This is a genomic window from Pseudomonas sp. D1-1 (assembly GCF_051132225.1).
GTDB lineage: Bacteria > Pseudomonadota > Gammaproteobacteria > Pseudomonadales > Pseudomonadaceae > Aquipseudomonas.
The window spans coordinates 4,039,853-4,065,788 of sequence record NZ_CP071676.1; the positions used below are offsets into that span (position 1 = coordinate 4,039,853).

General features: G+C 61.4%; 28 protein-coding genes. 12 read left to right on the forward strand and 16 right to left on the reverse strand.

What is annotated here, in order from left to right:
• Positions 1-186: 186 nt before the first annotated feature.
• Together J3P86_RS18035 and J3P86_RS18040 are read right to left on the reverse strand one after the other, a co-directional pair.
• Entirely contained in the window at positions 187-1,860 is a 1,674-nt protein-coding gene (locus J3P86_RS18035) for a DEAD/DEAH box helicase (RefSeq protein WP_305499776.1), read from the reverse strand.
• 498 nt (positions 1,861-2,358) lie between these two features.
• Complete coding sequence (locus tag J3P86_RS18040; protein ID WP_305499774.1) at positions 2,359-3,114, reverse strand: spermidine synthase; 756 nt, start codon at positions 3,112-3,114, stop codon at positions 2,359-2,361.
• 141 nt (positions 3,115-3,255) lie between these two features.
• Here J3P86_RS18040 and J3P86_RS18045 point away from each other — a divergent pair, with 141 nt between their 5' ends.
• Positions 3,256-4,602: a class II 3-deoxy-7-phosphoheptulonate synthase gene (locus J3P86_RS18045; protein WP_305499772.1), complete on the forward strand. Its 1,347-nt coding sequence runs from the start codon at positions 3,256-3,258 to the stop codon at positions 4,600-4,602.
• A 134-nt stretch (positions 4,603-4,736) separates the two neighbouring features.
• Here J3P86_RS18045 and J3P86_RS18050 read toward each other — a convergent pair whose 3' ends face one another.
• Together J3P86_RS18050 and J3P86_RS18055 are read right to left on the reverse strand one after the other, a co-directional pair.
• Positions 4,737-5,966, reverse strand: a complete 1,230-nt coding sequence (locus tag J3P86_RS18050; RefSeq protein ID WP_434698570.1) for a winged helix-turn-helix domain-containing protein — start codon at positions 5,964-5,966, stop codon at positions 4,737-4,739.
• Positions 5,967-6,030: 64 nt separating this feature from the next.
• The gene (locus J3P86_RS18055) at positions 6,031-6,252 is read right to left on the reverse strand and encodes a DUF1127 domain-containing protein (protein ID WP_305499769.1); all 222 of its coding nucleotides are present in this window, start codon (positions 6,250-6,252) and stop codon (positions 6,031-6,033) included.
• 97 nt (positions 6,253-6,349) lie between these two features.
• Between J3P86_RS18055 and J3P86_RS18060 the strand changes: the two genes are divergently transcribed.
• Positions 6,350-7,204, forward strand: coding sequence for a LysR substrate-binding domain-containing protein (locus tag J3P86_RS18060; RefSeq protein WP_420764840.1), 855 nt, complete (start codon positions 6,350-6,352; stop codon positions 7,202-7,204).
• Here J3P86_RS18060 and J3P86_RS18065 read toward each other — a convergent pair.
• Positions 7,194-7,931: a sulfite exporter TauE/SafE family protein gene (locus tag J3P86_RS18065; RefSeq protein ID WP_434631224.1), complete on the reverse strand. Its 738-nt coding sequence runs from the start codon at positions 7,929-7,931 to the stop codon at positions 7,194-7,196. The two genes, J3P86_RS18060 and J3P86_RS18065, sit on opposite strands and share 11 nt — an antisense overlap.
• 159 nt (positions 7,932-8,090) lie before the next feature.
• Here J3P86_RS18065 and J3P86_RS18070 point away from each other — a divergent pair, with 159 nt between their 5' ends.
• The 3 genes from J3P86_RS18070 (at position 8,091) to J3P86_RS18080 (ending at position 10,550) form a co-directional block, all read left to right on the forward strand.
• A complete protein-coding gene (locus J3P86_RS18070) occupies positions 8,091-8,552 on the forward strand; it encodes a MarR family winged helix-turn-helix transcriptional regulator (RefSeq protein ID WP_434572811.1) in 462 nt (153 codons plus the stop codon).
• A 529-nt stretch (positions 8,553-9,081) separates the two neighbouring features.
• Entirely contained in the window at positions 9,082-9,501 is a 420-nt protein-coding gene (locus tag J3P86_RS18075; RefSeq protein ID WP_434629447.1) for an organic hydroperoxide resistance protein, read from the forward strand.
• Positions 9,502-9,536: 35 nt separating this feature from the next.
• Positions 9,537-10,550: an alpha/beta hydrolase gene (locus tag J3P86_RS18080; RefSeq protein ID WP_434572808.1), complete on the forward strand. Its 1,014-nt coding sequence runs from the start codon at positions 9,537-9,539 to the stop codon at positions 10,548-10,550.
• A gap of 90 nt (positions 10,551-10,640) precedes the next feature.
• Here the strand turns inward: J3P86_RS18080 and J3P86_RS18085 are convergent, their stop codons facing one another.
• Together J3P86_RS18085 and earP are read right to left on the reverse strand one after the other, a co-directional pair.
• Positions 10,641-11,210, reverse strand: coding sequence for an elongation factor P (locus J3P86_RS18085; RefSeq protein WP_025113141.1), 570 nt, complete (start codon positions 11,208-11,210; stop codon positions 10,641-10,643).
• Between the two features lie 48 nt (positions 11,211-11,258).
• Positions 11,259-12,392, reverse strand: coding sequence for an elongation factor P maturation arginine rhamnosyltransferase EarP (earP, locus tag J3P86_RS18090; RefSeq protein ID WP_434698571.1), 1,134 nt, complete (start codon positions 12,390-12,392; stop codon positions 11,259-11,261).
• Positions 12,393-12,515: 123 nt separating this feature from the next.
• Between earP and J3P86_RS18095 the strand changes: the two genes are divergently transcribed.
• Together J3P86_RS18095 and J3P86_RS18100 are read left to right on the forward strand one after the other, a co-directional pair.
• Positions 12,516-12,908, forward strand: coding sequence for a hypothetical protein (locus J3P86_RS18095; protein ID WP_305499758.1), 393 nt, complete (start codon positions 12,516-12,518; stop codon positions 12,906-12,908).
• Positions 12,909-12,910: 2 nt separating this feature from the next.
• The gene (locus J3P86_RS18100; protein WP_305499756.1) at positions 12,911-13,393 is read left to right on the forward strand and encodes a GreA/GreB family elongation factor; all 483 of its coding nucleotides are present in this window, start codon (positions 12,911-12,913) and stop codon (positions 13,391-13,393) included.
• An 8-nt stretch (positions 13,394-13,401) separates the two neighbouring features.
• On the opposite strand, the gene cysB is transcribed toward J3P86_RS18100, so the two are convergent.
• The 4 genes from cysB to J3P86_RS18120 form a co-directional block, all read right to left on the reverse strand.
• Complete coding sequence (gene cysB, locus J3P86_RS18105) at positions 13,402-14,376, reverse strand: HTH-type transcriptional regulator CysB (protein ID WP_434698572.1); 975 nt, start codon at positions 14,374-14,376, stop codon at positions 13,402-13,404.
• A gap of 112 nt (positions 14,377-14,488) precedes the next feature.
• Positions 14,489-14,989: a universal stress protein gene (locus J3P86_RS18110; protein WP_305499752.1), complete on the reverse strand. Its 501-nt coding sequence runs from the start codon at positions 14,987-14,989 to the stop codon at positions 14,489-14,491.
• Between the two features lie 67 nt (positions 14,990-15,056).
• The gene (locus J3P86_RS18115; RefSeq protein ID WP_434698573.1) at positions 15,057-15,962 is read right to left on the reverse strand and encodes a 5'-nucleotidase; all 906 of its coding nucleotides are present in this window, start codon (positions 15,960-15,962) and stop codon (positions 15,057-15,059) included.
• A 20-nt stretch (positions 15,963-15,982) separates the two neighbouring features.
• On the reverse strand, positions 15,983-16,936 hold the full coding sequence (locus J3P86_RS18120; RefSeq protein ID WP_434698574.1) for a putative 2-dehydropantoate 2-reductase: 954 nt from the start codon (positions 16,934-16,936) through the stop codon (positions 15,983-15,985).
• A gap of 264 nt (positions 16,937-17,200) precedes the next feature.
• On the opposite strand from J3P86_RS18120, the gene J3P86_RS18125 reads away from it, so the two are divergent.
• Positions 17,201-18,277: a 3-deoxy-7-phosphoheptulonate synthase gene (locus J3P86_RS18125; protein ID WP_305499748.1), complete on the forward strand. Its 1,077-nt coding sequence runs from the start codon at positions 17,201-17,203 to the stop codon at positions 18,275-18,277.
• 82 nt (positions 18,278-18,359) lie between these two features.
• On the opposite strand, the gene J3P86_RS18130 is transcribed toward J3P86_RS18125, so the two are convergent.
• The gene (locus tag J3P86_RS18130; protein ID WP_186610534.1) at positions 18,360-18,641 is read right to left on the reverse strand and encodes a GNAT family N-acetyltransferase; all 282 of its coding nucleotides are present in this window, start codon (positions 18,639-18,641) and stop codon (positions 18,360-18,362) included.
• A 635-nt stretch (positions 18,642-19,276) separates the two neighbouring features.
• Here J3P86_RS18130 and oprI point away from each other — a divergent pair.
• A complete protein-coding gene (gene oprI, locus J3P86_RS18135; protein WP_011335311.1) occupies positions 19,277-19,528 on the forward strand; it encodes an outer membrane lipoprotei OprI in 252 nt (83 codons plus the stop codon).
• 128 nt (positions 19,529-19,656) lie between these two features.
• Here oprI and J3P86_RS18140 read toward each other — a convergent pair whose 3' ends face one another.
• The 3 genes from J3P86_RS18140 to J3P86_RS18150 form a co-directional block, all read right to left on the reverse strand.
• Entirely contained in the window at positions 19,657-20,628 is a 972-nt protein-coding gene (locus tag J3P86_RS18140; RefSeq protein ID WP_305499745.1) for a L,D-transpeptidase family protein, read from the reverse strand.
• A gap of 233 nt (positions 20,629-20,861) precedes the next feature.
• Complete coding sequence (locus J3P86_RS18145; protein WP_024776677.1) at positions 20,862-21,155, reverse strand: hypothetical protein; 294 nt, start codon at positions 21,153-21,155, stop codon at positions 20,862-20,864.
• A gap of 56 nt (positions 21,156-21,211) precedes the next feature.
• Positions 21,212-21,817: an arylesterase gene (locus J3P86_RS18150; RefSeq protein WP_434629432.1), complete on the reverse strand. Its 606-nt coding sequence runs from the start codon at positions 21,815-21,817 to the stop codon at positions 21,212-21,214.
• 10 nt (positions 21,818-21,827) lie between these two features.
• Between J3P86_RS18150 and J3P86_RS18155 the strand changes: the two genes are divergently transcribed.
• The 3 genes from J3P86_RS18155 to greB are packed head-to-tail and all read left to right on the forward strand — an operon-like array spanning position 21,828 to position 25,547.
• Entirely contained in the window at positions 21,828-22,511 is a 684-nt protein-coding gene (locus tag J3P86_RS18155; RefSeq protein ID WP_305499741.1) for an ABC transporter ATP-binding protein, read from the forward strand.
• Positions 22,511-25,015 (forward strand): ABC transporter permease, encoded by a 2,505-nt coding sequence (locus tag J3P86_RS18160; RefSeq protein WP_434698575.1) that lies wholly within the window; start codon positions 22,511-22,513, stop codon positions 25,013-25,015. Before J3P86_RS18155 ends, J3P86_RS18160 begins: the two co-directional genes overlap by 1 nt.
• A 34-nt stretch (positions 25,016-25,049) precedes the next feature.
• Positions 25,050-25,547 (forward strand): transcription elongation factor GreB, encoded by a 498-nt coding sequence (gene greB / locus J3P86_RS18165; protein WP_434572793.1) that lies wholly within the window; start codon positions 25,050-25,052, stop codon positions 25,545-25,547.
• Between the two features lie 11 nt (positions 25,548-25,558).
• Here the strand turns inward: greB and J3P86_RS18170 are convergent, their stop codons facing one another.
• Entirely contained in the window at positions 25,559-25,867 is a 309-nt protein-coding gene (locus tag J3P86_RS18170) for a class I SAM-dependent methyltransferase (RefSeq protein WP_434629424.1), read from the reverse strand.
• Positions 25,868-25,936: the final 69 nt, after the last annotated feature.

The window sequence follows — 25,936 nt, forward strand, 5'->3', positions numbered from 1 at the left end:
GCTCCAATCGCGAGCAAGCTCGCTCCCACATTGGATTTTCGGCCTCACAAATCCCCTGTGGGAGCGAGCTTGCTCGCGATTGGCTTCAACACCGCTCCCCCGGCAGGAACACCAGATAACAGGCAAAAAAAATCCCCGAACCAGTCGGGGATTTTTTCATGCTCGATCAATCAGCCTGCGGGCCGATCAATCCTCGCGGTAGCGACGCAGCTTGAGCTGCTTGCCAGCTACGCGAGTGTCCTTGAGCTTGGTCAGCAACTTCTCCAGGCCTTCTTCCGGCAGTTCCACCAGGCTGAAGCTGTCACGCACCTGGATGCGACCGATCGCTTCGCGGGCCAGGCCGCCTTCGTTGAGGATCGCGCCCAGCAGGTTCTTGGCGGCAATGCCGTCACGAGCGCCCAGCGCGGTACGGCAGCGGGCACGGCCTTCACCCAGCGGGATCGGCGCGCGACGCTCGCGATCACCACGGTCCGGACGATCACCGGTACGCTCGGGACGATCGCCACGCGGCGCGCTGTTCGGCACCAGTGGACGTTCCTTCTCGATCGCCGCCAGGGTCAGCGCCTGACCGTTGGTAGCCTTGCGCAGCAGGGCAGCGGCCAGGGCACGCGGGGTGCAACCGATGTCGGCGGTCAGGCGATCGAGCAGATCACCGTGGGTCGATTCGGCGTCAGCCACCAGCGGCGACAGGCTGTTGGTCAGTTTCTTGATGCGGGCATCGAGAACGGCCTGGGCGTCCGGCAGGCGAACTTCCGCGACCTTCTGACCGGTTACACGCTCGATCACTTGCAGCATGCGGCGCTCACGCGGAGTCACCAGCAGCAGCGCGCGACCTTCGCGACCGGCACGGCCGGTACGGCCGATACGGTGGACGTAGGATTCCGGATCGTATGGCATGTCCACGTTGAACACGTGGGTGATGCGCGGAACGTCCAGACCACGGGCAGCAACGTCGGTCGCCACAACGATGTCCAGACGGCCATCCTTGAGGGAATCGATCACGCGCTCGCGCTGGTTCTGGGCAATGTCACCGTTCAGCGCAGCGGCTTTGTAGCCTTTGGCTTCCAGGGCGCTGGCCAGGTCCAGGGTCGCTTGCTTGGTGCGCACGAACATGATCAGGGCGTCGAAGTCTTCCACTTCCAGCAAGCTGAGAACGGCAGAAGTCTTCTGGTCAGCGTGAACCAGCAGGTGAGCCTGCTCGATCGCGGTAACGGTCTGGGTCTTGGTCTGGATCTTCACGTGTTGCGGATCGCGCAGGTGGCGCTCGGCAATGGCACGGATCGATTGCGGCAGGGTGGCCGAGAACAAAACAGTCTGGCGAGTCGCTGGCAGGGCCTTGAAGATGACTTCCAGGTCATCCATGAAGCCCAGCTTGAGCATTTCGTCCGCTTCGTCGAGAACCAGGTGGTTCACGGTAGCGAGGACTTTCTCGTCACGACGCAGGTGGTCGCAGAGACGGCCCGGGGTGGCGACAACGATCTGCGCGCCATTACGGATTGCTTTCAGTTGTGGGCCCATCGGGGCGCCGCCGTAAACGGCCACAACGGTAACGCCAGGCATCTGCTTGGAGTAGGTTTCGAAAGCGGTTGCTACTTGCAGCGCCAACTCACGGGTTGGCGCCAGGATCAGGGCTTGCGGCTCGCGCTTGGCAGGATCGATGCGATGCAGGATCGGCAGGGCGAACGCAGCGGTTTTACCCGTACCGGTTTGCGCCTGGCCAATCATGTCGTGGCCGGCCATGATGATCGGGATCGATTGCTGCTGAATAGCCGAAGGTTCTTCGTAGCCAGTCGCAATGACGGCAGCAAGAATGTTCGGGTTGAGATTAAAAGCGGCGAAGCCGCCGGTTTCCTGGGTCATGGGTCTGCCTCTAAGTGCATCCGCAAAGACCCATGCTCCAAAGCTGCGCATGCCGTGTTGAGACTCAAGAGTCGCCCTGGCTGCTTTGTCGGCGGGGATTTGCGAAAACGAATGAATGAAAAAGAACGTCGTGGAAGCATCCGTTGTGCGGACATGCAACCGAAGCTGGCTCCGGGGAATTGCGCTACCGTGACGCGGCCCGGCTAAAGGCCGGCGCGCACTATACCGGAATTCGTTGAAAAAGGGAGATTTTTTTATCAACGAAGGGTGTGGTGGGGCTCTGTGCAGCAGGCGTTGAGGGCGTTAGCTAAAACGGTTCACCTTTGGATGGCTAAGCCCTGTGATGAGCTCCCTGTGGCGAGGGAGCTTGCTCCCGCTCGGCTGCGAAGCAGACGCCTGGGTTGATATCTGGAATCGAAGGGGCCGCTTCGCGGCCCAGCGGGAGCAAGCTCCCTCGCCACGGGGGGAACCCATCCAAAGAACTCTTGCAGATCCTGATCAAGTCGCCGGGCGGATTGCCTTGATCAACGATTGCAACGAATAACCCAGCCGCGGCGCGAGCCCTTCGGCACGGGCGACCAGACCTTGCATGTCCAATGCCTGGTCCAGGTCCGCCGGCACGATCAGGATGACGTTGCCCTCCTTCACCGGCAACTCCCAGTAGTGCCGGTGATACAAGCCGCGCAAGAGCGCCGCGCCCAGCGGCTTGCCATCGTCGGTGGCCCACTGGTTGATCACCAGCCAGCCGCCGGGATTGAGGCGCTTCTGGCAGTTTTCCAGAAATCCCCAGGCCAGGTGACCGACGCCGGGACCGACATCGGTATAGAGGTCGACGAAAATCAGGTCCGCCGGCTCCGCCGTTTCAAGCAGCTCCAAGGCATCACCGACACGAATGTACAGGCGCGGATCATCGTCCAGCCCGAGGTATTCGATGGCCAGGCGCGGCACGTCGGGGCGCAGTTCGATGGCCTCGACATCCTCCAGCGGCAGGAACTTGAGACAGGCCTGGGTCAGCGTACCGGCCCCCAGCCCGAGGAACAGCGCGCTCTCCGGTTGCTCGTGGCACAACGCACCGATGAGCATGGCGCGGGTGTAGTCATATTCGAGCCAGCTCGGATCAGCCGTGAACACGCAGCTCTGCTCGATCGCATCGCCAAATTCGAGAAACCGGTAATCGGCCACTTCGAGTACGCGGATCATGCCGAACTCGTCGTGCACCTCGGCGAGCAAATGCTCGACGCGCTCCTCTGTCATTTCCTCTCCTGATGTTGCCGTGCTGGCTCAAGCCCGCGCAAACGGGGCAAAGGCGCGATTGTCGGCGAAGCGAGCGGAACAGGTCACGCACTAATTTGCTGATAACATGAGCGCCCGAGCGTAAATCACCTAGAGATCATGATGAGCCAACCCTGGAGCCCTGACAGCTGGCGCGCCCTGCCGATCCAGCAACAACCTCGCTACCCCGACGCGGCGCATCTGCTGCAGGTGGAGCAGACCCTGGCCAGTTATCCGCCCTTGGTGTTTGCCGGTGAAGCCCGGGAATTGCGTCGTCAGTTTGCCGAAGTCACCCAGGGTCGGGCATTCCTGCTGCAGGGCGGCGATTGCGCCGAGAGCTTTGCCGAATTTTCCGCCGCCAAGATCCGCGACACCTTCAAGGTGCTGCTGCAAATGGCGATCGTCATGACCTTCGCCGCCGGTTGCCCGGTGGTCAAGGTCGGGCGCATGGCGGGCCAGTTCGCCAAACCTCGCTCGGCCAACGATGAGACGATCGATGGCGTGACACTACCGGCCTACCGGGGCGACATCGTCAACGGCATCGGCTTCGACGAGAAAAGTCGCGTGCCGGATCCGGAGCGGCTTTTGCAGTCCTATCATCAGTCCACCGCAACCCTCAACCTGCTGCGGGCGTTCGCCCAGGGCGGGTTCGCCGATCTGCACCAGGTGCATAAGTGGAACCTGGACTTCATCGCCAACTCGGCCCTGGCGGAAAAGTACAGCCACCTGGCCGACCGCATCGACGAAACCCTGGCGTTCATGCGCGCCTGCGGCATGGACAGCTCGCCGCAACTGCGCGAGACCAGTTTTTTCACCGCCCACGAAGCGTTGTTGCTCAACTATGAAGAAGCCTTCGTACGCCGTGACAGCCTGACCAACGATTATTACGACTGCTCCGCCCACATGCTGTGGATCGGCGATCGTACCCGCCAGCTGGACGGAGCGCATGTGGAGTTCCTGCGGGGGGTGAACAACCCGATCGGGGTCAAGGTCGGCCCGAGCATGAACCCTGACGACCTGATCCGCCTGATCGACGTGCTCAACCCGGATAACGACCCCGGTCGACTGAACCTGATCGCGCGGATGGGCGCCAACAAGGTCGCTGATCACCTGCCGCAACTGTTGCGCGCCGTGCAGCGTGAAGGCAAGCAGGTGCTCTGGAGTTCCGACCCGATGCACGGCAATACCATCAAGGCCAGCAGCGGCTACAAGACCCGGGATTTTGCGCAGATTCTTGGCGAGGTGAAGCAGTTCTTCCAGGTGCATGAAGCCGAAGGGACCTACGCCGGCGGGATTCATATCGAGATGACCGGGCAGAACGTCACCGAATGCATCGGCGGCGCCCGACCGATCACCGAGGATGGGCTGTCGGATCGTTACCACACGCACTGCGACCCGCGGATGAATGCCGATCAGTCGCTGGAGCTGGCGTTCTTGATTGCCGAGACGCTGAAGCAGGTACGGCGGTGAGTCAGTAGGGGCTTCTTCGCCTGCTCAATCGCTTCGCGAGCAGGCTCGCTCCCACAGGTGACTGGCTGCGGACACAAAAGCCGTGGTCACCATAAATACCTTGTGGGAGCGAGCCTGCTCGCGAAGGGGCCAGCTCAGCCACCATCAACCCGCGCCAACGCCACCGCCAACCGCGCCCCACCCTCCCGCTGGCAATTGAGCTGCACCCGCTCCAGTCCCAACCAGTCAGCCATGCGCCGCAGATTCATCGCCAGCGCCTGCATGCCCTCCTCGTCAAGCCCCGGCTCTTCCTCATGCACGGCATGCACGGCCAGCCGCCCCAAGGCCCGCTCCGCACGAAGATCGACCCGCGCCGCAATCCGCTCATTGTGCAAAAACGGCAAGACGTAATAGCCATACACGCGCTTGTGCACCGGCGTGTAGATTTCCAGGCGATAGCGGAAGTCGAACAAGCGCTCGGTGCGGCTGCGCTCCCAGACCAGCGAGTCGAACGGCGACAGCAAGGCACTGGCAGCGACCTTGCGGGGGATTTTCACGGTGGGTTGGCACCAGGCCGGCTGCTTCCAGCCCTGCACCTGACATCGCAACAACTCACCCGCCTCCTCCAACTCGGCCAGTCGCGCGCGGCTGTCGGCCGGATCCAGGCGGAAGTAATCACGCAGGTCCTTCTCGGTGCCGACGCCCAAGGCCTGCGCCGCATGCAGGAGCAACGCGCGTTGGGCATGGGCTTCGTCCAGCTGCGGTTGGCGCAGGACCGACTCGGGCAGCACCCGCTCAGGCAGATCATAGAGCCGCTCGAACCCCCGCCGCCCGGCTACGGTGACTTTGCCCGCGGCGAACAGCCATTCCAGCGCATGTTTCTCGGCGCTCCAGTCCCACCAGGGACCGGCCTTCTCCTGACGGGTGGACAAGCTGCCGGCGCCAAGCGCGCCCTGCTCCTGAACCGCCTGAAGGACCCGATGAATCACGTCCTGCCGCTCACGACCAAACCGCGCCAACTGCTGGTAAATGCCTTCGCCACGGGCCGCCCGCGCCATGCGCCAACGCATCAGCGGATACATCGCAACCGGCATCAACGAAGCTTCATGCCCCCAATATTCAAACAACGTACGGCGGCCCCCCTGGCTCCAGGCTGCCTGATCGAGCAAGTCACGATTGTAGTGACCAAGGCGGGAGAACAGCGGGAGGTAATGCGAGCGCACCAAGGCATTGACTGAATCGATCTGCACGACGCCGAGGCGCTCGATCAGACGGTTGAGGCGCGCGGGTTGCACCGAAGCTGGCGATGGTCGCCCATCGAATCCTTGGGCGGCCAACGCCAGGCGTCGGGCCTGTCTGAGGGTAAAGGATACAGTCGCGGGCATGGAGATCTCCTTGTCTGCTCGCAACCTACCTCACCATTAAGCGGTTTGTGTAGGGAAGGATGGCTCATTTGTGCATCGGGTCATCCCAGAATGGCCGAACCACTTCCTTTTCAACATCGGCACGGCTGACACCTATGTCCTTGAGCGCCTCATCGCTCATCGAGGCGAGCAGTTCACGCTCGTGGTGCAATTCGTACCAGCGGCTAAACTTGTGCAACAGCGCGCTGAGCGAAAAACCGTGGGATGAGAATTTATCAATCAGCAAATAACCTTTTTGACCTTTCATCGTGATGTCCTCCGTTGGGGATGGCTCTAGTCTCGCGCCAGGGCTAAGATCAATCCAACGAATGTTTCTTATGCAATACATCTCGGAGATTGATCAATTGTCGAGTTACCCGAGCATTGATACGGAAGTGCTGCGGACCTTCGTCGCCATCGCCGACCAGGGCGGCTTCACTCGCGCCGGGGAGCTAGTCAACCGTACGCAATCGGCCGTCAGCATGCAGATGAAGCGCCTGGAAGAGGACGTCTTGCAGCGCCGCCTGTTCGAGCGCGACGGGCGGCAGGTCAAGCTCACCGCCGAGGGCCAGGTGTTGCTGGGTTACGCCCGGCGGATCCTCAAGCTGCACAGTGAAGTGTTCAACACGCTGCGCGAACCGCACATGGTCGGCACGGTCCGCATCGGCACGCCGGACGATTATGTGATGCGCTTTTTGCCGGGAATCCTGCAGCGCTTCGCCCAGTTCTATCCACTGATCGAAATCGAAGTGCACTGCGAATCGTCCAAGCAACTGCTGCTGCGCCAGGATCTCGACCTGTCCATCGTCACTCGCAAACCAGGCGACGAGATCGGTCAGTTGCTGCGCAAGGAACGTTTTGTCTGGGCCGAGGCGGCCTGCTTCAACACTCATGAACAAACACCGCTGCCGCTGGCGATGTTCAACAGTGATTGTTTCTGTCGGCAATGGGCGTGCAATGCGCTGGACGCCATGGGGCGTGATTATCGCGTGGCGTACAACAGCTCAAGCCTGTCAGCGATCATGGCGGTGGTCGGCGCGGGCCTGGCGATCACCGCGCAACTGGAGAGCCTGCTGACCCCGGACATGCGCGTCCTAGGCGAGGCCGAGAACCTGCCGGAGCTGCCCGAGGCCAGCATCATGTTGATCCGCAACCTGCACAATCCGTCGCCGATCACCGAGTGCCTGGCCGAACACATCGTCGAAGGTTTCAAACTTTAAGCAGGAGCAACACCGCGCACAGCACCAGGAAGCCGCAGAACAGCCCGCGCAGCAATCGCTCCGGCATCGCGTGGGCGACCTTCACCCCCCAACTGATGCTCATCAGCCCACCGACAGCCAGGGGCAGCCCGATCCACCAGTTCACCTCATGGTGAAACGCATAGGTGGCAAGGGTCACACCCGTGCTGGGCAAGGCCAGCGCCAGGGACAACCCTTGGGCGACGACCTGGGAAGTGCCAAACACGCTGGTCAGTATTGGCGTGGCGACAACCGCTCCGCCCACCCCAAACAGACCGCCCATGGTGCCCGATGCCGCGCCCAGCACGGCGAGCCAAGGCCAGCCGTGGCGCATCCGCGCCGAAGCCGGCGCCGTCGCGGCGAACATGCGGATCAGGTTGTAGGCCGCCAGGACCACCAGGAACACCACAAAACCAATCCGCATGCTTTGCGCGTCAATGCCCACGGCCCAGATGGAGCCAAGCCACGCGAAGCAGAAGCCCATGGATGCCAGCGGCAGGACATGGCGCATTTCGATACGATTACGCTGGTGATAACGCCACAGCGCCAGCATCACGTTGGGGACGACCATCACCAATGCCGTACCTTGGGCGAGATGCTGATCCAGGCCGAACCATACACCCAGAACTGGAATCGCGATCAGCCCGCCACCAATGCCGAACAATCCCCCCAAAGTGCCCAGCGCGGCGCCCAACAGCAAATACAGCATGACCTCGATCACAGACGACTCTCCCCTTAATCAGGGCGCCTATCCTACCCAGTTGGCGGTCACCAGGAAACGTAACGGCTGATCAATACGTCAGAATTATCTGGTGCATTAAAGGCTTGTCCGCTAGATTCGTAACGATCATTGATGAAAGGTTTTGCCATGACTACCCAACACGACACCCCCGATCCTTGCGAAGCCCTGCTGCTGGAAAACCAGGTCTGCTTCGCCCTGCACTCCACGTCGCTGTTGATGACCAAGGTCTACAAGCCCCTGCTCCAGGCGTTGGGCCTGACCTATCCGCAGTACCTGGCGATGATGGTGTTGTGGGAACAAGACGGGCTGACCGTCGGCGAAATCAGTAACCGCCTGCTCACCGACCCTGGCTCCCTGACCCCGCTGCTCAAGCGCCTGGAGGCCGAAGGCCTGTTGAGTCGCACCCGCAGCCGTGAAGATGAACGCGTGGTCATTGTCGAGCTGACCGAACAGGGCCGCGCCCTGCAGAAAAAGGCCCTCGACATCCCCCAATGCATCCTCGCCGCGAGCGGCCAGACGCTGGAACAACTGAAAAAACTGCAACATGACCTGCAGGAACTGCGCGGGCATTTGCAGGACAGCCTTTGATTTTTCTGACGCAACCAATCCTGTGGGAGTGAGCCTGCTCGCGAAGGCGCCGGCATCTCCAGCATCGCCGCCAACTGAACCACCGCTTTCGCGAGCAGGCTCGCTCCCACATTGACCCTCACTGGTCACAATATTAGTGCCCACCACCGATCCCCTGTGGGAGCGAGCCTGCTCGCGAAGGCGCCGGCACCTCCAGCATCGCCGCCAACTGAACCACCGCTTTCGCGAGCAGGCTCGCTCCCACATTGACCCTCACTGGCAACAATATTAGTGCCCACCACCGATCCCCTGTGGGAGCGAGCCTGCTCGCGAAGGCGCCGGCCGGCCTGCCAGACCTCGCACATCAAAAAAATTCAGCCCCCCTAAACCGCTCTAAACCAAGGCTCTCAGCCATCCAGGACTGGTCTGTCCAAACTCATTTCGAATTTTTATCTTGCGCGCAAAACACTTGCGTATTACATTCTTCCCACACCTACTTAGCGCGCAAATAATTAGCGCAGCAAACCAACCATAAAACGAGGCGTCCACCATGAAAACTCTCTACACCGCAATCGCAACCTCCACCGGCGGCCGTGACGGTCGTGCCATCTCCAGCGATAACATCCTCGACGTCAAACTTGCCACGCCCAAGGAACTCGGCGGTGCGGGCGGTGCTGCGACCAACCCAGAGCAACTGTTCGCCGCCGGCTACTCGGCCTGCTTCATCGGCGCGCTGAAATTTGTCGCCAGCCAGAGCAAACGCAAGATCCCGGACGACGCCTCGATCACTGCTCACGTCGGCATCGGCCAGATTCCCGGTGGTTTTGGTCTCGACATCGACCTGCACATCAGCCTGCCAGGTCTTGACCAGGTCGACGCCCAAAGCCTTGTGGAAGCCGCTCACCAGGTTTGCCCGTACTCCAACGCCACCCGCGGCAACGTTGATGTTCGCCTGCACGTAACCGTCTAAACCCCTACCCCGGACCGACCTTCAAGGAGATTCACATGAACACCCTCAGCAAAGCCCTGACCGGCACCCTTCTCGCCCTGAGCATCAGCAACGCCTTCGCCGACGGCATCGTCGAGCACAACACCCAGGCGTTCCTCGACGCACTGAATGCCGGCACCGGCAAACCGCTGGAGCAGTTGTCGCCAAAAGATGCCCGTGCCGTATTGGTCGGCGCCCAGGCGGGGGTGAAGTTGACGCTACCCAAGGCCGACGTCAGCGAGAAAACCATCCAGGTCGATGGCCAGTCGATCAGTCTGACCATCGTTCGTCCGGCCGGGGTCAAGGGTGAGTTGCCCGCGTTCATGTTCTTTCACGGCGGTGGCTGGGTACTGGGCGATTTCCCCACCCATGAACGACTGGTTCGGGATCTGGTGGCGGGTTCGGGTGCCGTTGCGGTGTTCGTCAACTACACACCATCGCCCGAGGCGCATTACCCGGTAGCGATCAACCAGGCCTACGCCGCGACAAAGTGGGTGGCCGAGCATGGCAAACAGATCAACGTCGATGGCAAGCGCCTGGCCGTAGCGGGCAACAGCGTCGGCGGCAACATGGCGGCGGTCGTCGCGCTGATGGCCAAGGACAAGGGTACGCCGGCGATCCGCTTCCAGGCATTGTTGTGGCCGGTGACCGACGCCAGCTTCGAGACGGCGTCCTACAACCAGTTCGCCGAAGGGCACTTCCTCAGCAAGAACATGATGAAGTGGTTCTGGGACAACTACACCACCGATGCGGGGCAGCGTAACGAGATCTATGCCTCGCCATTGCGGGCAACTACCGCACAACTCAAGGGCCTCCCGCCGGCGCTGGTGCAGACCGCCGAGGCTGATGTGCTGCGCGACGAAGGTGAAGCCTACGCTCGCAAACTGGATGCGGCGGGTGTACCGGTTACAGCCGTGCGCTACAACGGCATGATCCACGATTATGGCTTGCTTAACGTGGTGAGCCAGGTGCCGGCGGTGCGTTCGGCGATGCTGCAGGCGTCCGAGGAACTCAAGCAACACCTGAAGTAAATATTGGAGCCACAGAGCCCGGATCGAAAATGAAGGAAATAAAAAGCCCGACTCAATGGTCGGGCTTTTCTTTCATACAGAAAGCTTCGCTTATTTAGCGCGGCCTTTGTAGGAACCGCCTTCGCGGGTATCGATCTCGATTTTGTCACCGATTTCGATGAAATCAGCAACTTGCAGCTCAGTACCGTTGCTCAGCTTGGCAGGCTTCATGACCTTGCCGGAAGTGTCGCCGCGAGCGGAACCTTCAGTGTAGTCAACTACACGCACGATAGTGGTCGGCAGTTCCACGGAAACCAGGCGCTCTTCGAAGAATACGGCTTCGCAGACGTCGGTCATGCCTTCTTCAACGAATGGCAGGACGCTTTCGATGTCTTCGGCGTTCAGTTCGTACATGGTGTAGTCAGTGGTGTCCATGAACGTGTAGGTATCGCCGCTGATGAAAGACAGGGTCGCCTCTTTACGGTCCAGGATCACGTCGTCCAGCTTGTCGTCCGCACCGTAGACGGTTTCGGTCTTGTAGCCGGTCAGCAGGTTTTTCAGCTTGGTCTTCATGATCGCGCTGTTACGACCCGACTTGGTGAATTCAGCTTTCTGAACCAGCCAAGGATCGTTGTCGATACGAATCACGGTACCGGGTTTGAGTTCTTTACCAGTTTTCATTGCGAATATCCGAATTTGGATGGGATTTACAAAAATCTAGGCCGCGTATCATATCCAATTTCGGTAAAACTTCACCAGCGCCGTGGCAAGATCGGCTCGAGAGGCCTGTTTCTGGCACCACGCCTGGGCATGTTCGGCGAGCACCTGGTGTTGCTCGCAGGCGGCGCTCCAGTGCTCTGCCACGCCTTGGCCGGCGTTCCAGGCCCGCCAGAGACCGCTGATCGCTTTTTCCGCAGCCTCCGGGAGCCCCTCGGTATACAAGCGGAGAAACGCCTCGAGTTTTTCCAGGTGGACGTCCTCTTCCTGTTGATAGATATGCCAGAGCAGCGGCCGGCCGGCCCACTGCGCGCGCACGAAGGAGTCTTCGCCACGCACGGCGTTGAAATCACAGCACCACAACAGTTGATCGTATTCATCCTGGCGCACGAAAGGCAGCACCTGCACGGTCAGGGCGCCACGGCGATGCAAGGCACCGGCTTTCAGGCCGTCGATACCAACCCAACGCTCCACATCGGCGAGGATGCGGCTTTCCGGAACCAGCACATGCGACAGACGAGCATCCCTCGCCAGCGCATCAAACCAGCTGGCCAAACCGTCGTTCTCATAGGCAAACAACGAAATCAGCCGCGCCCCGGACTCGCGCTCGACGCCCAGTCCTTGCAGGAAAGCCCTTTGTGCCTCGCCATCCTGCTGAAATTCTCGACGACGCCCCAACAAACCGGCCTCCCGCAGCAAGCCACCCGTGCCCTCCTGAAAGCCCGGAAAAAAGAAATATTTCTGCACATGTTTGTACTTCACCGACGGCAAACCGTGACAACCGATCACCCAATCCTCGGCGCTCAGGTAATCGAGGTTCATCCACAAAGGCGCCGCCGGACGCTCGGCCATCGCGTCCATGTAGGCGCTGGGCAACTGGCAGGCAAATGCGGCGATCACTACATCGGCAGCTTCGGTGGGCTGCCAGTCCTTGGGCCAGTGACGCACCTGTACGCCTTGCTGCCATTGCTCGGTCAGCGTGACATCGATAGACGGACATAACCGCTCGAAGGCGCGCAGGTCGTCGACCCACAGCCGCACCGCGCATTGATGCTCGGCGACCAATTGCCGAGCCAGGCGCCAGGTGACGCCGATGTCGCCATAGTTATCGACGACGGTGCAAAAAATATCCCAACGCACAGTCATTCCCGACTCCCTGTGGCAAAGCCTGATTGTCCCGCATTAAAGCCGTGAAGCAGAAGGGCCGACGGCGATTAATCTTCATGCGACAATCAACGCATCCTCCATGTTCATCGCCAGGAAGCAGACATGCCCGACCACTCCTCTCCCCGCCTCACAACGTTGCAACTGACGCTGGGCATCGCCTTGGGCTTGTGGCTGGGATTCCTTGCCATCGTGCTGACGGGATGGCTGCTGTCCAGGTTTCTGTTCGATGAGCAACTGGCCCCGGTGGCCGCCGCGGTTCATCAATTGGCGCAGCCGCCGGCAGCACCGCCAGCCCCGGAGCCGACCCCAACGCCAACCCCAATGTTCGAGCAGTATCAACAGAACCTGCAGAAGAACGAGCAACGCCAGGCCCTCGACCAGGCCCGCAGCAACCCTCGCAACCTGTCCAACCCAAAGTGTCAATTCTGGCTCCAACAGGACCAGAACGCGCCTAGCGAGAAAAGCCGCGCCAATGTCCTGCAATTCTGCGAATGAACATGAACAAACAGACCGTCCACCAACTGATTCTCGACAAGCTCAGGATTGACCTCGATATCGCCGAACGCGCCGCGCAGACCGCCTACGAAACCGCGACCCACGAGGAAAACATCGCCGAAAACAAATACGACACCCTGGGCCTGGAGGCTTCGTACCTTGCGGCCGGGCAAGCCAGGCGCGTGGAGGAAATCCGCCAGGCACTGGTGCTCTGCCAGAACCTCGCGCTGAGACCTTACGATGAAGAACGCGGCATCCAGGTCGGCACATTGATCGGGCTGGAAGATGAGGAGGGTCGCCAGCAGTGGCTGTTCCTGGGACCCGACGCGGCGGGGCTGAAGGTCTCGCTGGTGGGGCAGCCGATTACCGTCATCACCCCTCGCTCACCACTGGGCCGAGGCCTGTTGGGCAAATTCGAAGGGGATGAAGTGGAGATCGTCGTGGCAGGCGCCCGGCAACAGTTCGCTGTCACCGAGGCGATCTAGAGGTCTGCTTAATGCACCGGCAGTTCGACGCCGTCGAACAGTTCTTCGAGTTCCTGCTTGTTGTGGCACTGGATGGCCTTGGCCATGACTTCCCGGGTCAGGTGCGGGGCAAATTTCTCGATGAAATCGCACATGAATCCGCGCAGGAACGTACCGCGGCGGAAACCGATCTTGGTCACGCTGGATTCGAACAACTCGCTCGCATCCAGAACCACCAGGTCATTGTCGAGCTTGGTGTCGACCGCCATCTTCGCGACGATACCCACGCCCAGTCCGAGGCGCACATAGGTCTTGATGACGTCGGCGTCGGCAGCGGTGAACACCACTTTCGGGGTCAGGCCGCGATGGCTGAAGGCTTCGTCGAGTTTCGAGCGACCGGTGAAACCGAACACATAAGTCACGATCGGGTATTCGGCCAGCGCTTCGAGGGTCAGCTTCGGCAGCTTGGTCAGCGGGTGCCCCTGAGGCACGACCACGCAGCGGTTCCAGCGATAGCACGGCATCATCACCAGGTCCCCGAACAGCTCCAGGGCCTCGGTGGCAATGGCGAAATCGACGGTGCCGTCAGCGGCCATTTCGGCGATCTGCATCGGCAACCCCTGGTGCATGTGCAGCGCCACGTCAGGGTATTGCTTGATGAAATTGCTGATAACCGGCGGCAAGGCATAACGCGCCTGGGTGTGGGTGGTCGCGATGGACAGGGTGCCTTTTTTCTCGTTGGAGAATTCCTGGGCGATCTGCTTGATGCTTTCGACCTTGCGCAGGATCTCGCCGGCGGTGGTGATGATGCGTTCACCGGCGGGAGTGACGCGAGTCAGGTGCTTGCCGCTGCGGGCGAAGACTTCGACGCCCAGCTCGTCTTCCAGGAGGCGGATCTGCTTGCTGATGCCAGGTTGCGACGTGTAGAGGCTTTGAGCGGTTGCGGAAACGTTGAGGTCGTGGTGCGCCACTTCCCAGATGTAGCGCAGTTGTTGAAGCTTCATATGTATCCCTCAAAGCAGTTGGACGTCACGGGCATCAGCGACGGTGTATATAACTATATGAATGGTCGCACCAATAAATCTAGAACTTTTTATAAAAAGCCATCATTTAGCCTCAAGCTTCGCCCTGGCGCCTGCGCTGGACCAGCGGCACCAGGTAGACCGGCACGCGGGATAACTGCAATACCCGCGCGGCGGTCCTGCCCAACGGCGTTTCGCCGCTCGCCCCCTGGCAATGACTGCCTACGATCAGCAAATCGACGGAGAGTTTCGCAGCCTGTTCAAGAATGACCTGGGAGGGGTCGCCCTGGAACACCCGAACCGACTTGATCAATTTCAGGTCCTGCTGCCCCTCGCCCAACTCTTCGCGAAAATTGTCGAGGACCCGCTGCTCGATGTTAGCCATCACCGTACTCAGACCCTGGCGATGAAATTCGTTCAACGCCTGCTCGTCGAGATAGCTCTGCAACACCGATTCGGCGAACAGCCCCATCGGCTCTACCGCATGCACCACATACAACTCGGCTTCAAACGTCCGTGCCAACGCCAAGGCATGCTGCATCACATACGGGGCGTACAGCCCCAGGTCCGTGGCATACAGCATCGAACGAATCATGTGACCTCCTCGAGTGCCAGGATGGCGGAGATTGATTCAGCTTAGCAGCGCCCCGGGGAACGGGCGCTCAGGGCTTCACTTCGTTACTGATGCCGTGGGGCACATGCCCGGTGGCGACCACTTCCCGGGCAAGCTCGCAGTGCCCGGTCTGGTCGTCGAAAAACACGTCGGCGGCAAAGGCTTCGAGGAAGGCGGACTTGGTCAGACCACCGAGAAACAGCGACTCGTCCAGGCGGATGTCCCATTCGCGCAACGTGCGGATGACCCGCTCATGGGCCGGCGCCGAACGGGCGGTGACCAGCGCGGTCCGGATCGGGCAGGCGTCCTCGGGGAATTCGCGTTGCAGCGCATTGAGCGCCGCCAGGAACCCCTTGAACGGCCCTCCTCGCAGCGGCTCGCGCGCGGCCTGGCGTTCGCTGGCCTGGAACGCCTCCAGGCCACCAGCCTGGTAGACACGCTCAGAGTCGTCGGAAAACAACACCGCGTCGCCGTCAAAGGCAATGCGCAGCTCTTCGCTGGCGGCGCGGCTGGCACCGCCCGAAAGGATCGTCGCCGCGGCAAATCCGGCATCCAGGGCACTGCGTACATCTTCAGCGTGAGTGGACAGGAACAGATCGCAGCCGAACGCCTTGAGGTACGGGTATGGGCTGCGACCGCCGACAAACGCGGCACGGGAAATCGCCAGTCCATAGTGGTGAATCGAGTTGAAGACCCGCAGGCCGGTGTCGGCGCTGTTACGCGAAACCAGGATGACCTCGACGCGGGCACGGCCCAGGTGCTCGTTGAGGTTGAGCAGTTTCTGCACGAGCGCGAAGGCATCCCCCGGTTCAAGGACTTCATCCTCGTGTTCGATCTGGTATTGCCGATAGGCTTCGACGCCCCCCGACAGGTAAACCTTGTGGCTTTCGCTCAGGTCGAACAGCGCTCGCGACGAAATCGCCAGCACCAGCCTGTCATCGATATTGTTTGCCATGCTTCCCCCGTTTCGTCCGATCAGCGGTTGCGTCGATCGATGAACGCCAGCGCCTGATACAAGGCTTCGATTTTCGGCAACTCGCACCCCGCCGCCCTGGCCCTCGCCAGTGGCCGAGCGTAGATCGCCTCCAGCTCCAACGGGCGCCGTTGGGAATAGTCGTGGTACATGCTGGGCCAATAGTCGGGCATTTTTCCGGTCATCGTGAACAGATATTCCGCGTAGCCTGGCGCGATCTCATGACCGCAGGCTTGTGCGCCACGCACCACTTCAGCCATCAGCGCCTGGATCAGTCCACGACTGTGGTCGTCGGCCATCAGCGGCGTGGTGCTCGCGCCGAGCAGAACCGAAAGGCCGTTATAGGGCACGTTCCACACCAGTTTCTGCCAGCGTGCCTGCCCGAGGTCTGGCATGGCCTGGGAATCCAGGCCCGCTGCCCGGAACAGCCCCGCTCCCTCCTCGACGATCGCCATGCGTGCGGCCTGATCCGTCCCTGGACCGCTGTGGTAACCGATGTTGATTGCCCCGAGCGCCTGGTGGGCAATGACGCCCGGGCCGAGCCGATTGACGCAGATCAGGCACAAGCCGCCAAGCAGGTGCAGTGAATCGGGTAACAGTGGTCGCAGTTCCTCTTCGACATCGAGGCCATTCTGCAGCAACAGGACTTTCGCGCCGTCGGCCGCGGACTGGATGATGGCTGGGGCCAGGTCGGCATTGCTGGTGGTCTTGGCACCGACCAGCAGCCAGTCGCAAGGCGGCATGTCGGCCGCCGAGCGATAGGCCTGGGCCGGCTGGAGCGTCAGCGCGCCATGCACCGCGCTGTCGACCCGCAGGCCAGCCTCGGCCACGGCGGCAAATTCGCTGCGCAGCAGAAAGTGAACGTCGTAGCCGGCACGAGCCAGCATCACGCCATAGAACCCGCCAATCGCGCCTGTGCCGATCACCCCGATCCTCGGTTTACCGCCTGCCTGCATCACACGACTCCTCTGGTGAACAATCCCTGCACACTATCAGCGCGAGCGGCCAGGCATGCAAACGTCCTTACACCCGGTTGCCTATTCCTTCGCGGGCCGACCCGATCACGGTTACCCGGAAAATAGGGAGTAAACCCGCCCCTGCCCATTGTCGAGCCACCTCCTAACGCGCTAAGGTTCGGCTCCCCGCCGCGCTTAAATCCGCTGTGCACCGCCGCGCGGGGATCGCTGGCGGCCGGCACCCGTGACCTGACGAGTAACACGATGGCTGATTTACCGATCAATGACCTTAACGTCGCCTCCAACGAGACCCTCATCACGCCTGACCAGCTCAAGCGCGATATCCCCCTGAGCGATGCTGCACTGCGCACCGTGACCAAGGGCCGGGAAGTCATCCGCAACATTCTCGACGGCACCGACCATCGCCTGTTCGTGGTCATCGGGCCCTGCTCGATCCATGACATCAAGGCCGCCCATGAATATGCCGAGCGCCTGAAAGTGCTCGCGGCGGAAGTCTCCGACACCTTGTACCTGGTGATGCGGGTGTATTTCGAAAAGCCCCGGACCACCGTCGGCTGGAAAGGCCTGATCAACGACCCTTACCTGGACGACTCCTTCAAGATCCAGGATGGCCTGCACATCGGTCGCCAGTTGCTCCTGGACCTGGCCGAAATGGGCTTGCCCACCGCCACCGAAGCCCTCGACCCGATCTCCCCGCAATACCTGCAGGACCTGATCAGCTGGTCGGCCATCGGCGCGCGCACCACCGAATCCCAGACCCACCGCGAAATGGCTTCCGGCCTGTCATCGGCAGTGGGCTTCAAGAACGGCACCGACGGCGGCCTCACCGTGGCGATCAACGCCTTGCAATCGGTGTCCAGTCCTCACCGTTTCCTGGGCATCAACCAGGAAGGCGGCGTTTCGATCGTCACCACCAAGGGCAACGCCTACGGCCACGTCGTGCTGCGTGGCGGCAACGGCAAGCCGAACTATGACTCGGTCAGCGTCGCGCTGTGCGAGCAGGCGCTGAACAAGGCGAACATCAAGCCGAACATCATGGTTGATTGCAGCCACGCCAACTCCAACAAGGATCCGGCATTGCAGCCGCTGGTGATGGAAAACGTCGCCAACCAGATCCTCGAGGGCAACCAGTCGATCATCGGCCTGATGGTCGAAAGCCACTTGAACTGGGGCTGCCAGGCGATTCCGAAGGACCTTGCCGATTTGCAGTACGGCGTCTCCATCACCGATGCCTGCATCGACTGGAGCGCCACCGAGAAGACCCTGCGCGGCATGCACGCCAAACTCAAGGACGTGCTGCCAAAGCGTCAGCGCAGCTGATCGGGCTTTATCCACCAAACATCAACACATAAAAAAACGCCGGGCTTCTCAGTCCGGCGTTTTTTTATCGGGAATCATTGCGTCAGAGCTTCGCCGCGTGCCGCTGGTGCCGCTCCATGTAGCGCTCCACATAGGAGCAGGACGGGATCACCGTGTAGCCCATTTCTTCAGCGTACTTCAACGCCTCTTCGGTCAACTTCGCAGCAATCCCCCTGCCACGCAGCGCGTTAGGCACGAAGGTGCGATAGATGTCCAGGGTCTGTTTGCCCAGGTCCATGTAGGTCAGATAGGCACGATGACCGTCCACAATGGTCTCGAACTGATGACCAGCCTGGTCATGGTGGATGGAAACCGCCTCGCTCATCACTACTCCTCGCGGGTCTGAATGCCGACCCCTACCTTACGATGTTTTTCCGGCGAAGGAACATCTACGCCACCCCGTGCCTGCCTGGTCACCGAGCGCAAAAAACCAATCGCTCAAACCCGAGCACGTCGTGAATAGTAGGCACCAATGACGCAAATGCTCAAGGCACGCCTGTCACCGAGGTGTTAAACCTCGACGGGTTTATCGATTGAGCGACACGGTCGCGCGGTAGTCGCCCAAGGCGCAATAGGTGAACATCGCCAGTTGTTGAGTCTTGGACGAGCGCCGATTGTTAAAGTCACCGTCACCGGCAATAAAAAGATGCCGGGACGATTGCACAAAAAATGAACAAAACTCTAAGGGAATCAATAAACAGCGACTTTAGCGCAGGCCTGTGAGTTGTCGCGTCAACGGAACTTTTCTTCATCGCCGTGCTCCATTCCGGGGCTTGGCGCTGGATATTTTTCAAACACCGCTCGGAAAAGTTGCTTGAAAAAGAATCACCGCCTACAATTTTTTTGCTTCTTGCGCTACGTCAGTTTACTTACTACAAGTAATGAGTAGTATGTACGCCGGCTAACTCCTCACTCTGGGGAGACAGTCACTAAATAGAAAGTCCTTTGAAGGGGAACACGATGAACAACGTTCTGAAATTCTCTGCTCTGGCCCTGGCCGCAGTTCTGGCTACCGGTTGCAGCAGCGCATCGAAAGAAACCGAAGCACGTCTGACTGCCACCGAAGACGCAGCAGCTCGCGCCCAAGCTCGTGCAGACGAAGCCTACCGCAAAGCTGATGAAGCTCTGGCTGCTGCTCAAAAAGCACAACAGACTGCTGACGAAGCTAACGAGCGTGCTCTGCGCATGCTGGAAAAAGCTAGCCGCAAGTAATAGTCCTTCGGGATTGTTATCGAGCCGACCCATTACTGGGTCGGCTTTTTTATTGCCCGGCGTTTTCCCCGGCGATAAAAAACCCGCCGACATCCTTGGATGTGGGCGGGTCAGGTTGGCGCGTCGCCCTATTGCGTCAGGTCGATCGGCGCGCTCGATACCATCGGTGCCGAGGCACTCGGAACAGCGATCTCTATCGGCAGGCCGTCTTCAGCGGCCACCACGTCACGCACCACATCCCAGTTCATGCGCAAGTTGCTGGTGATGTCCTCACGCTTGAGCATCGCGTTGATGACCGCGGTGTGTTTGTCCACCACCGACGGGTTGCCCTTGTCGTCCAGCGGAGTGTGGGCTTCCAGGTAAACCTTGCCGCCACTCAGGCCCAGTTTGTACGGGTCGTTGATGATCCGGACCGAAGTCCCCACCGGCACCATGCCGGCCATCTCCAGCACGTTGTTGTTGAACATCCGGAAGCAGCCGTGGCTGGTACGCATGCCGATGCCGAATTTCTTGTTCGAGCCATGGATCAGGTAACCCGGCGTTCCCAGCGTGAACTTGAACGGGCCCAGCGGGTTATCGGGGCCGGCCGGAACCACATTCGGCAAGGGATCGCCGTCGGCGGCATGTTCAGCCTTGATCGAGGCCGGCGGGGTCCACGTCGGGTTTGGCGTCTTGGCGATGATGCTGGTGTGGGCGATGGGCGAGCCCCAACCTTCGCGACCGATTCCCAGCGGGAAGGTGTAAACCACGTTCCGCCCCTTGGGGAAATAATAGAGACGGTATTCCGCGAGGTTGATCACGATGCCTTCGCGCGGGCCCGGTGGCAGGATAAAACGGGTCGGCAAGACGATTTCAGTGCCAGCACCCGGCAACCACGGATCAACGCCCGGGTTGGCGGCGACCATCTCGGTGTAACCCAGGTCATAGGTGGTGCCCAGGTCAGCGAAGGTGTCTTCGTATTTGGCCTTGATGACCTGCACCTGGCCGATGATGTCTTCACCCGGTGGCGGCAGAGGCAGCTCCAATGCAGCAACGGGACCCGCCATACACAGGGCGGCAAGAGACAGGCAGCGGGCGACGGCAGGCAAGCGCGGCAACATCCGGGAAATCCTTCGCAGATCGAACAGAGGGTATGAAAACGCGATTGTACACTGCGTCCCGTTATTTCGGGGAGAGCGGCGCCGAAGCGTCCGATGTGTAGCATTCTGGACGGGAGCGCAATCCCGTGGGAGCGAGCCTGCTCGCGAATGCGGCAGATCAGCTTGCATGGATGCCCGACGTGCGGCCGTCTTCGCGAGCAGGCTCGCTCCCACAAGGGCGTCGGATCAGGGGATCACAACTCGAACCGCAGCTCCGGCCAGATCGGCGAGGTACCGCGCTTCTGCGATTCCAGGATTGCCCGGCACAAGGAACAGAGGCGATGGTCCTGGAAAATCCTGCGGTCGACGGCCGACCAGCGTGGCTGCGCCGGCAAAAGACTGCCACAAAGGGTCCGGTCGGCCGAGCCGCCGAGCTCCAGCTGCCGGGTCACCAGATGCACCCGCACTTCCTGGCAGGCGAACAGATCCAGCTGTTCGTCAGGCTCGATCAGTTGGTAGGCAAACAGGGACCAGGCGGGACGCGGCATCGGGGGCTCCAAATCGGGGGCGCCACATTAGCCGAAAGACCGCCTGTAGAAAAGCGTCAAAGCAGCGGTTTCAGCGTCGGCCAGACATTTTCCAGCAACTTGCCCTGGGCCGCGACGGACGGGTGCAATCCGTCGCCCTGCATCATTCCCTGAACGCCGCCGACATCCTTGAGGAAAAACGGCACCAGCGGGACGTTTTTCTCCTCGGCCAAGGTGCTGTAGACCTTCGAGAAAGCCTCGGTGTAGCGTCGCCCATAGTTCGGCGGCAACTGCATGCCCAGCAAAAGCACCTTGGCACCGCTGGCGCGGGAGCTGTCGATCATCGCTGCAAGGTTTTGTTGCAATTGTGTTGGCGGCTGTCCACGCAGGCCATCGTTGCCTCCCAACTCCAGGACCACCAGCTCCGGCTTATGGGCTGCAAGCAGCGTCGGCAGGCGCGCCAGGCCGCCTGCGCTGGTGTCGCCACTGATCGATGCATTGACCACTTTATCGTCGAAACCCTCGGCCTTGAGCCGTTGTTCCAGCAACGACACCCAGCCTTGGCGGGTATCCAGGCCGAAAGCCGCGCTGATACTATCGCCAACGATCAGGACTGTACCCGCCGCTGCGTTCTGGACCATGCACATCAAGGCCAGGCCGGCACTCAAAAACCACACTCGCATCGGATTCTCCATGGGCTCAAGCATTCTCACCGCGAAGGACCTTAGCAAAGTGGTTCCCAGCGCGGAAGGTGAACTGACCATCCTGCACGAACTCAGCCTGGAACTGAACAAGGGCGACAGCCTGGCCATCGTCGGCGCGTCCGGTTCCGGCAAATCCACGCTCCTTGGGCTGCTGGCCGGCCTCGACTTGCCCAGCAGCGGTGAAGTGACCCTCGCAGGCCAAGCCCTCAGCGCACTGGACGAAGACCAGCGCGCCCGGGTTCGCGCCGAACACGTCGGTTTCGTTTTCCAGTCGTTCCAACTGCTCGACAGCCTCAACGCGCTGGAGAACGTCATGCTGCCGCTGGAACTGGACGGCCGCAAGGATGCCCGGGAACGCGCTACACAACTGCTGCAACGGGTCGGCCTCGGCCAACGGCTGACGCATTCGCCACGCCAGCTCTCGGGCGGCGAACAACAACGCGTCGCGATTGCCCGCGCCTTTGCCGCCGAGCCCGACGTGCTGTTCGCCGACGAGCCGACCGGCAACCTCGACAGCCACACCGGCGAACGCATCAGCGATCTGCTGTTCGAGCTGAACAAGGAACGCGGCACCACCCTGGTGCTGGTGACCCACGACGAACGCCTGGCCCATCGCTGCCGGCGCCTGATCCGACTTGAAGCCGGCCTGATGGTCGCGCCCCTGGAGCCTTGATGGCACGCTTGCCCTTGTTGCGCCTGTTCAGCCTTGCCCTGCGCCAGTTGCTGCGCGATGCCCGCGCCGGCGAGTTGCGCGTGCTGTTCTTCGCCCTGCTGGTGGCCGTGGCGGCGAGCACCGCCATCGGTTACTTCGGCGCCCGCCTGAATGGCGCGATGATGATGCGCGCGACCGAATTTCTCGGCGCCGACCTGCTGCTCGAGGGCAGCTCCCCTGCCCGCCCGGAGCAGATCCGCAGCGGCACCGAACTGGGCCTGGAACATGCCCGAGTGGTGGAGTTCTCCAGCGTTGTCGCCACCGACAACGGTATCCAGCTGTCCAGCGTCAAGGCAGCCGATGACATCTATCCCTTGCGCGGGGAACTGAAAAGCGCCCCGGCGCCCTTCGCTCCGGAAGAGACCGGTGGACGACCAGCCCCCGGGGAGGCCTGGGTCGAAGCACGGCTGCTGACGGCGCTGGACCTGAAGATCGGTGACAGCATCGATGTCGGCAACAAGACCGTTCGCCTCAGCCGCGTGCTGACTTATGAGCCGGACCGCGCCGGTAATTTCTACAGCCTGACCCCGCGCGTCATGATCAACCTCAAGGACCTGGACGCCACGGGCGTGGTGCAACCCGGCAGCCGCGTCAGCTATCGCGACCTGTGGCGCGGCCCGGCGTCGGCGCTGCAAACCTATCGCGACCTGGTCAAGCCAGGTCTTGAGCCGAACCAGCGCCTGCAGGACGCTCGCGACGGCAATCGCCAGATCGGCGGCGCCTTGGGCAAGGCCGAGCGCTACCTGAACATGGCCAGCCTGGTGGCGGTGCTGCTGTCCGGCGTTGCCGTGGCCCTCTCCGCCAACCGTTTTGCCACTCGACGCTTCGATGCCAGTGCATTGCTGCGCTGCCTTGGCCTGTCGCGCCGGGAAACCATGGTGCTGTTCAGCCTGCAACTGGCCGTGCTGGGCCTGTTGGCGAGCATCAGCGGTGCGCTGCTGGGCTGGGTGGCCCAGTTGGGATTGTTTGCCTTGCTGCATGACTTGCTGCCCACCACCGTCCCCCCGGGTGGCCTGTTGCCGGCGATCGCCGGGATCGGCACCGGGCTGGTGGCACTGGCGGGTTTTGCCTTGCCGCCGCTCGCCGCACTGGGCCGGGTGCCGCCGTTGCGCGTGCTGCGTCGGGACATGTTGCCGATTCCCTCCAGTAGCTGGGTGGTCTACGGTGCGGCCCTCGGTGCGCTCGGGCTGATCATGTGGCGCCTGAGCCTGGACCTGGTGCTGACTTTCGCGCTGCTCGGTGGTGGGGTGATTGCCGCGCTGGTGCTCGGCGGACTGCTGTTGCTGGTGCTGCAGAGCCTGCGCCGGATGCTGGCCCGGGCCTCGCTGCCCTGGCGGTTGGGACTCGGTCAGCTGTTGCGCCATCCCTTGGCGGCAGCCGGGCAAGCCCTGGCGTTTGGCCTGATCCTGTTGTCCATGGCCTTGATCGCGCTGCTGCGCGGCGAGTTGCTGGACACCTGGCAAAACCAGTTGCCAAAAAACGCCCCGAACTATTTCGCCTTGAACATCCTGCCCAACGACAAGCAGGCCTTCACCGACAAGCTGATGGCGTTGTCGGCGCAGTCGGCCCCGCTCTACCCCGTGGTACCGGGACGGCTGATCAGCATCAACGGCGAGCCGGCCAAGGAGTTCGTCACCAAGGACTCGGCCGGTGACCGTGCGCTGCAACGCGACTTGAGCCTGACCTGGGCGGCGGAGCTGCCGGCGGGCAACGTCGTCACGGCCGGGAACTGGTGGCCGCAACAGCCACCGGACGATATCCCGGGGGTTTCGGTGGAAGGCAAGGTGGCCGAGAATCTCAAGATCAAACTGGGCGACCGCCTGGTGTTCAACGTCGGCGGCCTCAACCGGGAAGCCAAGGTCACCAGCCTGCGGGAAATCAACTGGGACAATTTCCAGCCGAACTTCTTCATGATTTTCCAGCCCGGTACGCTGAAGGACCTGCCGGCAACCTACCTCACCAGCTTTTATCTGGCTCCCGGCCATGACCAGCAGATCGTCGACCTGTCGCGCGCCTTCCCGGCCGTGACGATCCTGCAGGTCGAGGCGTTGCTCGAACAACTGCGCAGCATCCTGGCCCAGGTGACCCTGGCCGTGGAATACGTATTGCTGTTTGTGCTGGCGGCGGGGATGGCGGTGCTGTTCTCCGGCTTGCAGGCCACCCTCGACGAAAGGATCCGCCAAGGCGCGCTGCTGCGTGCCCTGGGCGCCGAGCGGTTGCTGTTGACCAAGGCCCGGCGCATCGAATTCGGCCTGTTGGGTGCGGTCAGCGGTTTGCTCGCGGCGCTGGGTTCGGAACTGGTCAGCCTGGTGCTCTACCGTTATGCCTTCGACTTGCCGTGGCATCCGCATCCATGGCTGCTGGTATTGCCGCTGGTGGGCGCGTTGCTGATCGGTGCGGCGGGCGTATTTGGCACTCGCCGGGCGCTCAACGCCAGCCCACTGACAGTGTTGCGCGAGGGTTGATAGACTTCGGGCCTCGCCATCACCAGAAGTTGCCATGAGCCGCTATCGTCCACCCCGTACCGCCGGCACCGCGCTGATCACCCCCGAGGGTGAAGCGCGGATGCGCGCTGAACTCCATGAACTGTGGCATGTCCGCCGCCCCCAGGTGACCCAGTCGGTCAGCGAAGCGGCGGCCCAGGGTGATCGCTCGGAAAATGCCGAATACACCTACGGCAAGAAGATGCTGAGGGAAATCGACAGTCGCGTGCGTTTCCTCACCAAACGCCTCGAAGCACTCAAGGTCGTCAGCGAAAAACCCAGTGACCCGAACAAGGTGTATTTCGGCGCCTGGGTCACCGTTGAGGATGAGGACGGCAAGGAATCGCGCTATCGCATCGTCGGGCCTGACGAGCTGGACCTGAAGCAGAACCTGATCAGTATCGACTCGCCCCTGGCCCGCGCCCTGATTGGCAAGACGCTGGACGCTGAAGTCAGGGTCCAGGCGCCAACCGGAGAAAAGCTCGTCTACATCGTCGATATCAGCTATCCGTAGCCCGACTCGCCTCAACGGCGAGTGATCAGCCCCTGCCGTGCAACACGGGTCAAGTGCCGGATCATTTCGGCAGCGTCCGCCGCCGTCGGTGACTGGATTACCGCCAGGTCGAAACTGTCATCGGCGAAACGCGCCAGCGACTCACCGTCTTCGACAAACTGGATCAGGAAGGCCGCGGGGCCATGGCTGCGTCGCGGCCAGCCGTCGAGATAACGCAACAGCGTAGGCTGATGGGTACCGCCCAGGAGAATTTTCGGATTGCGTTGCAGCAGGTTCGCCGTGATCGGCGCCAGACGTACGAGGGGGCTGGGTGCGTTCATTGTGTCGTGTCTCTGCCTCAAAAGTCTGCATGGCAGGTGAGAGGCAACACCGAACCAGCGCTTTAGCGG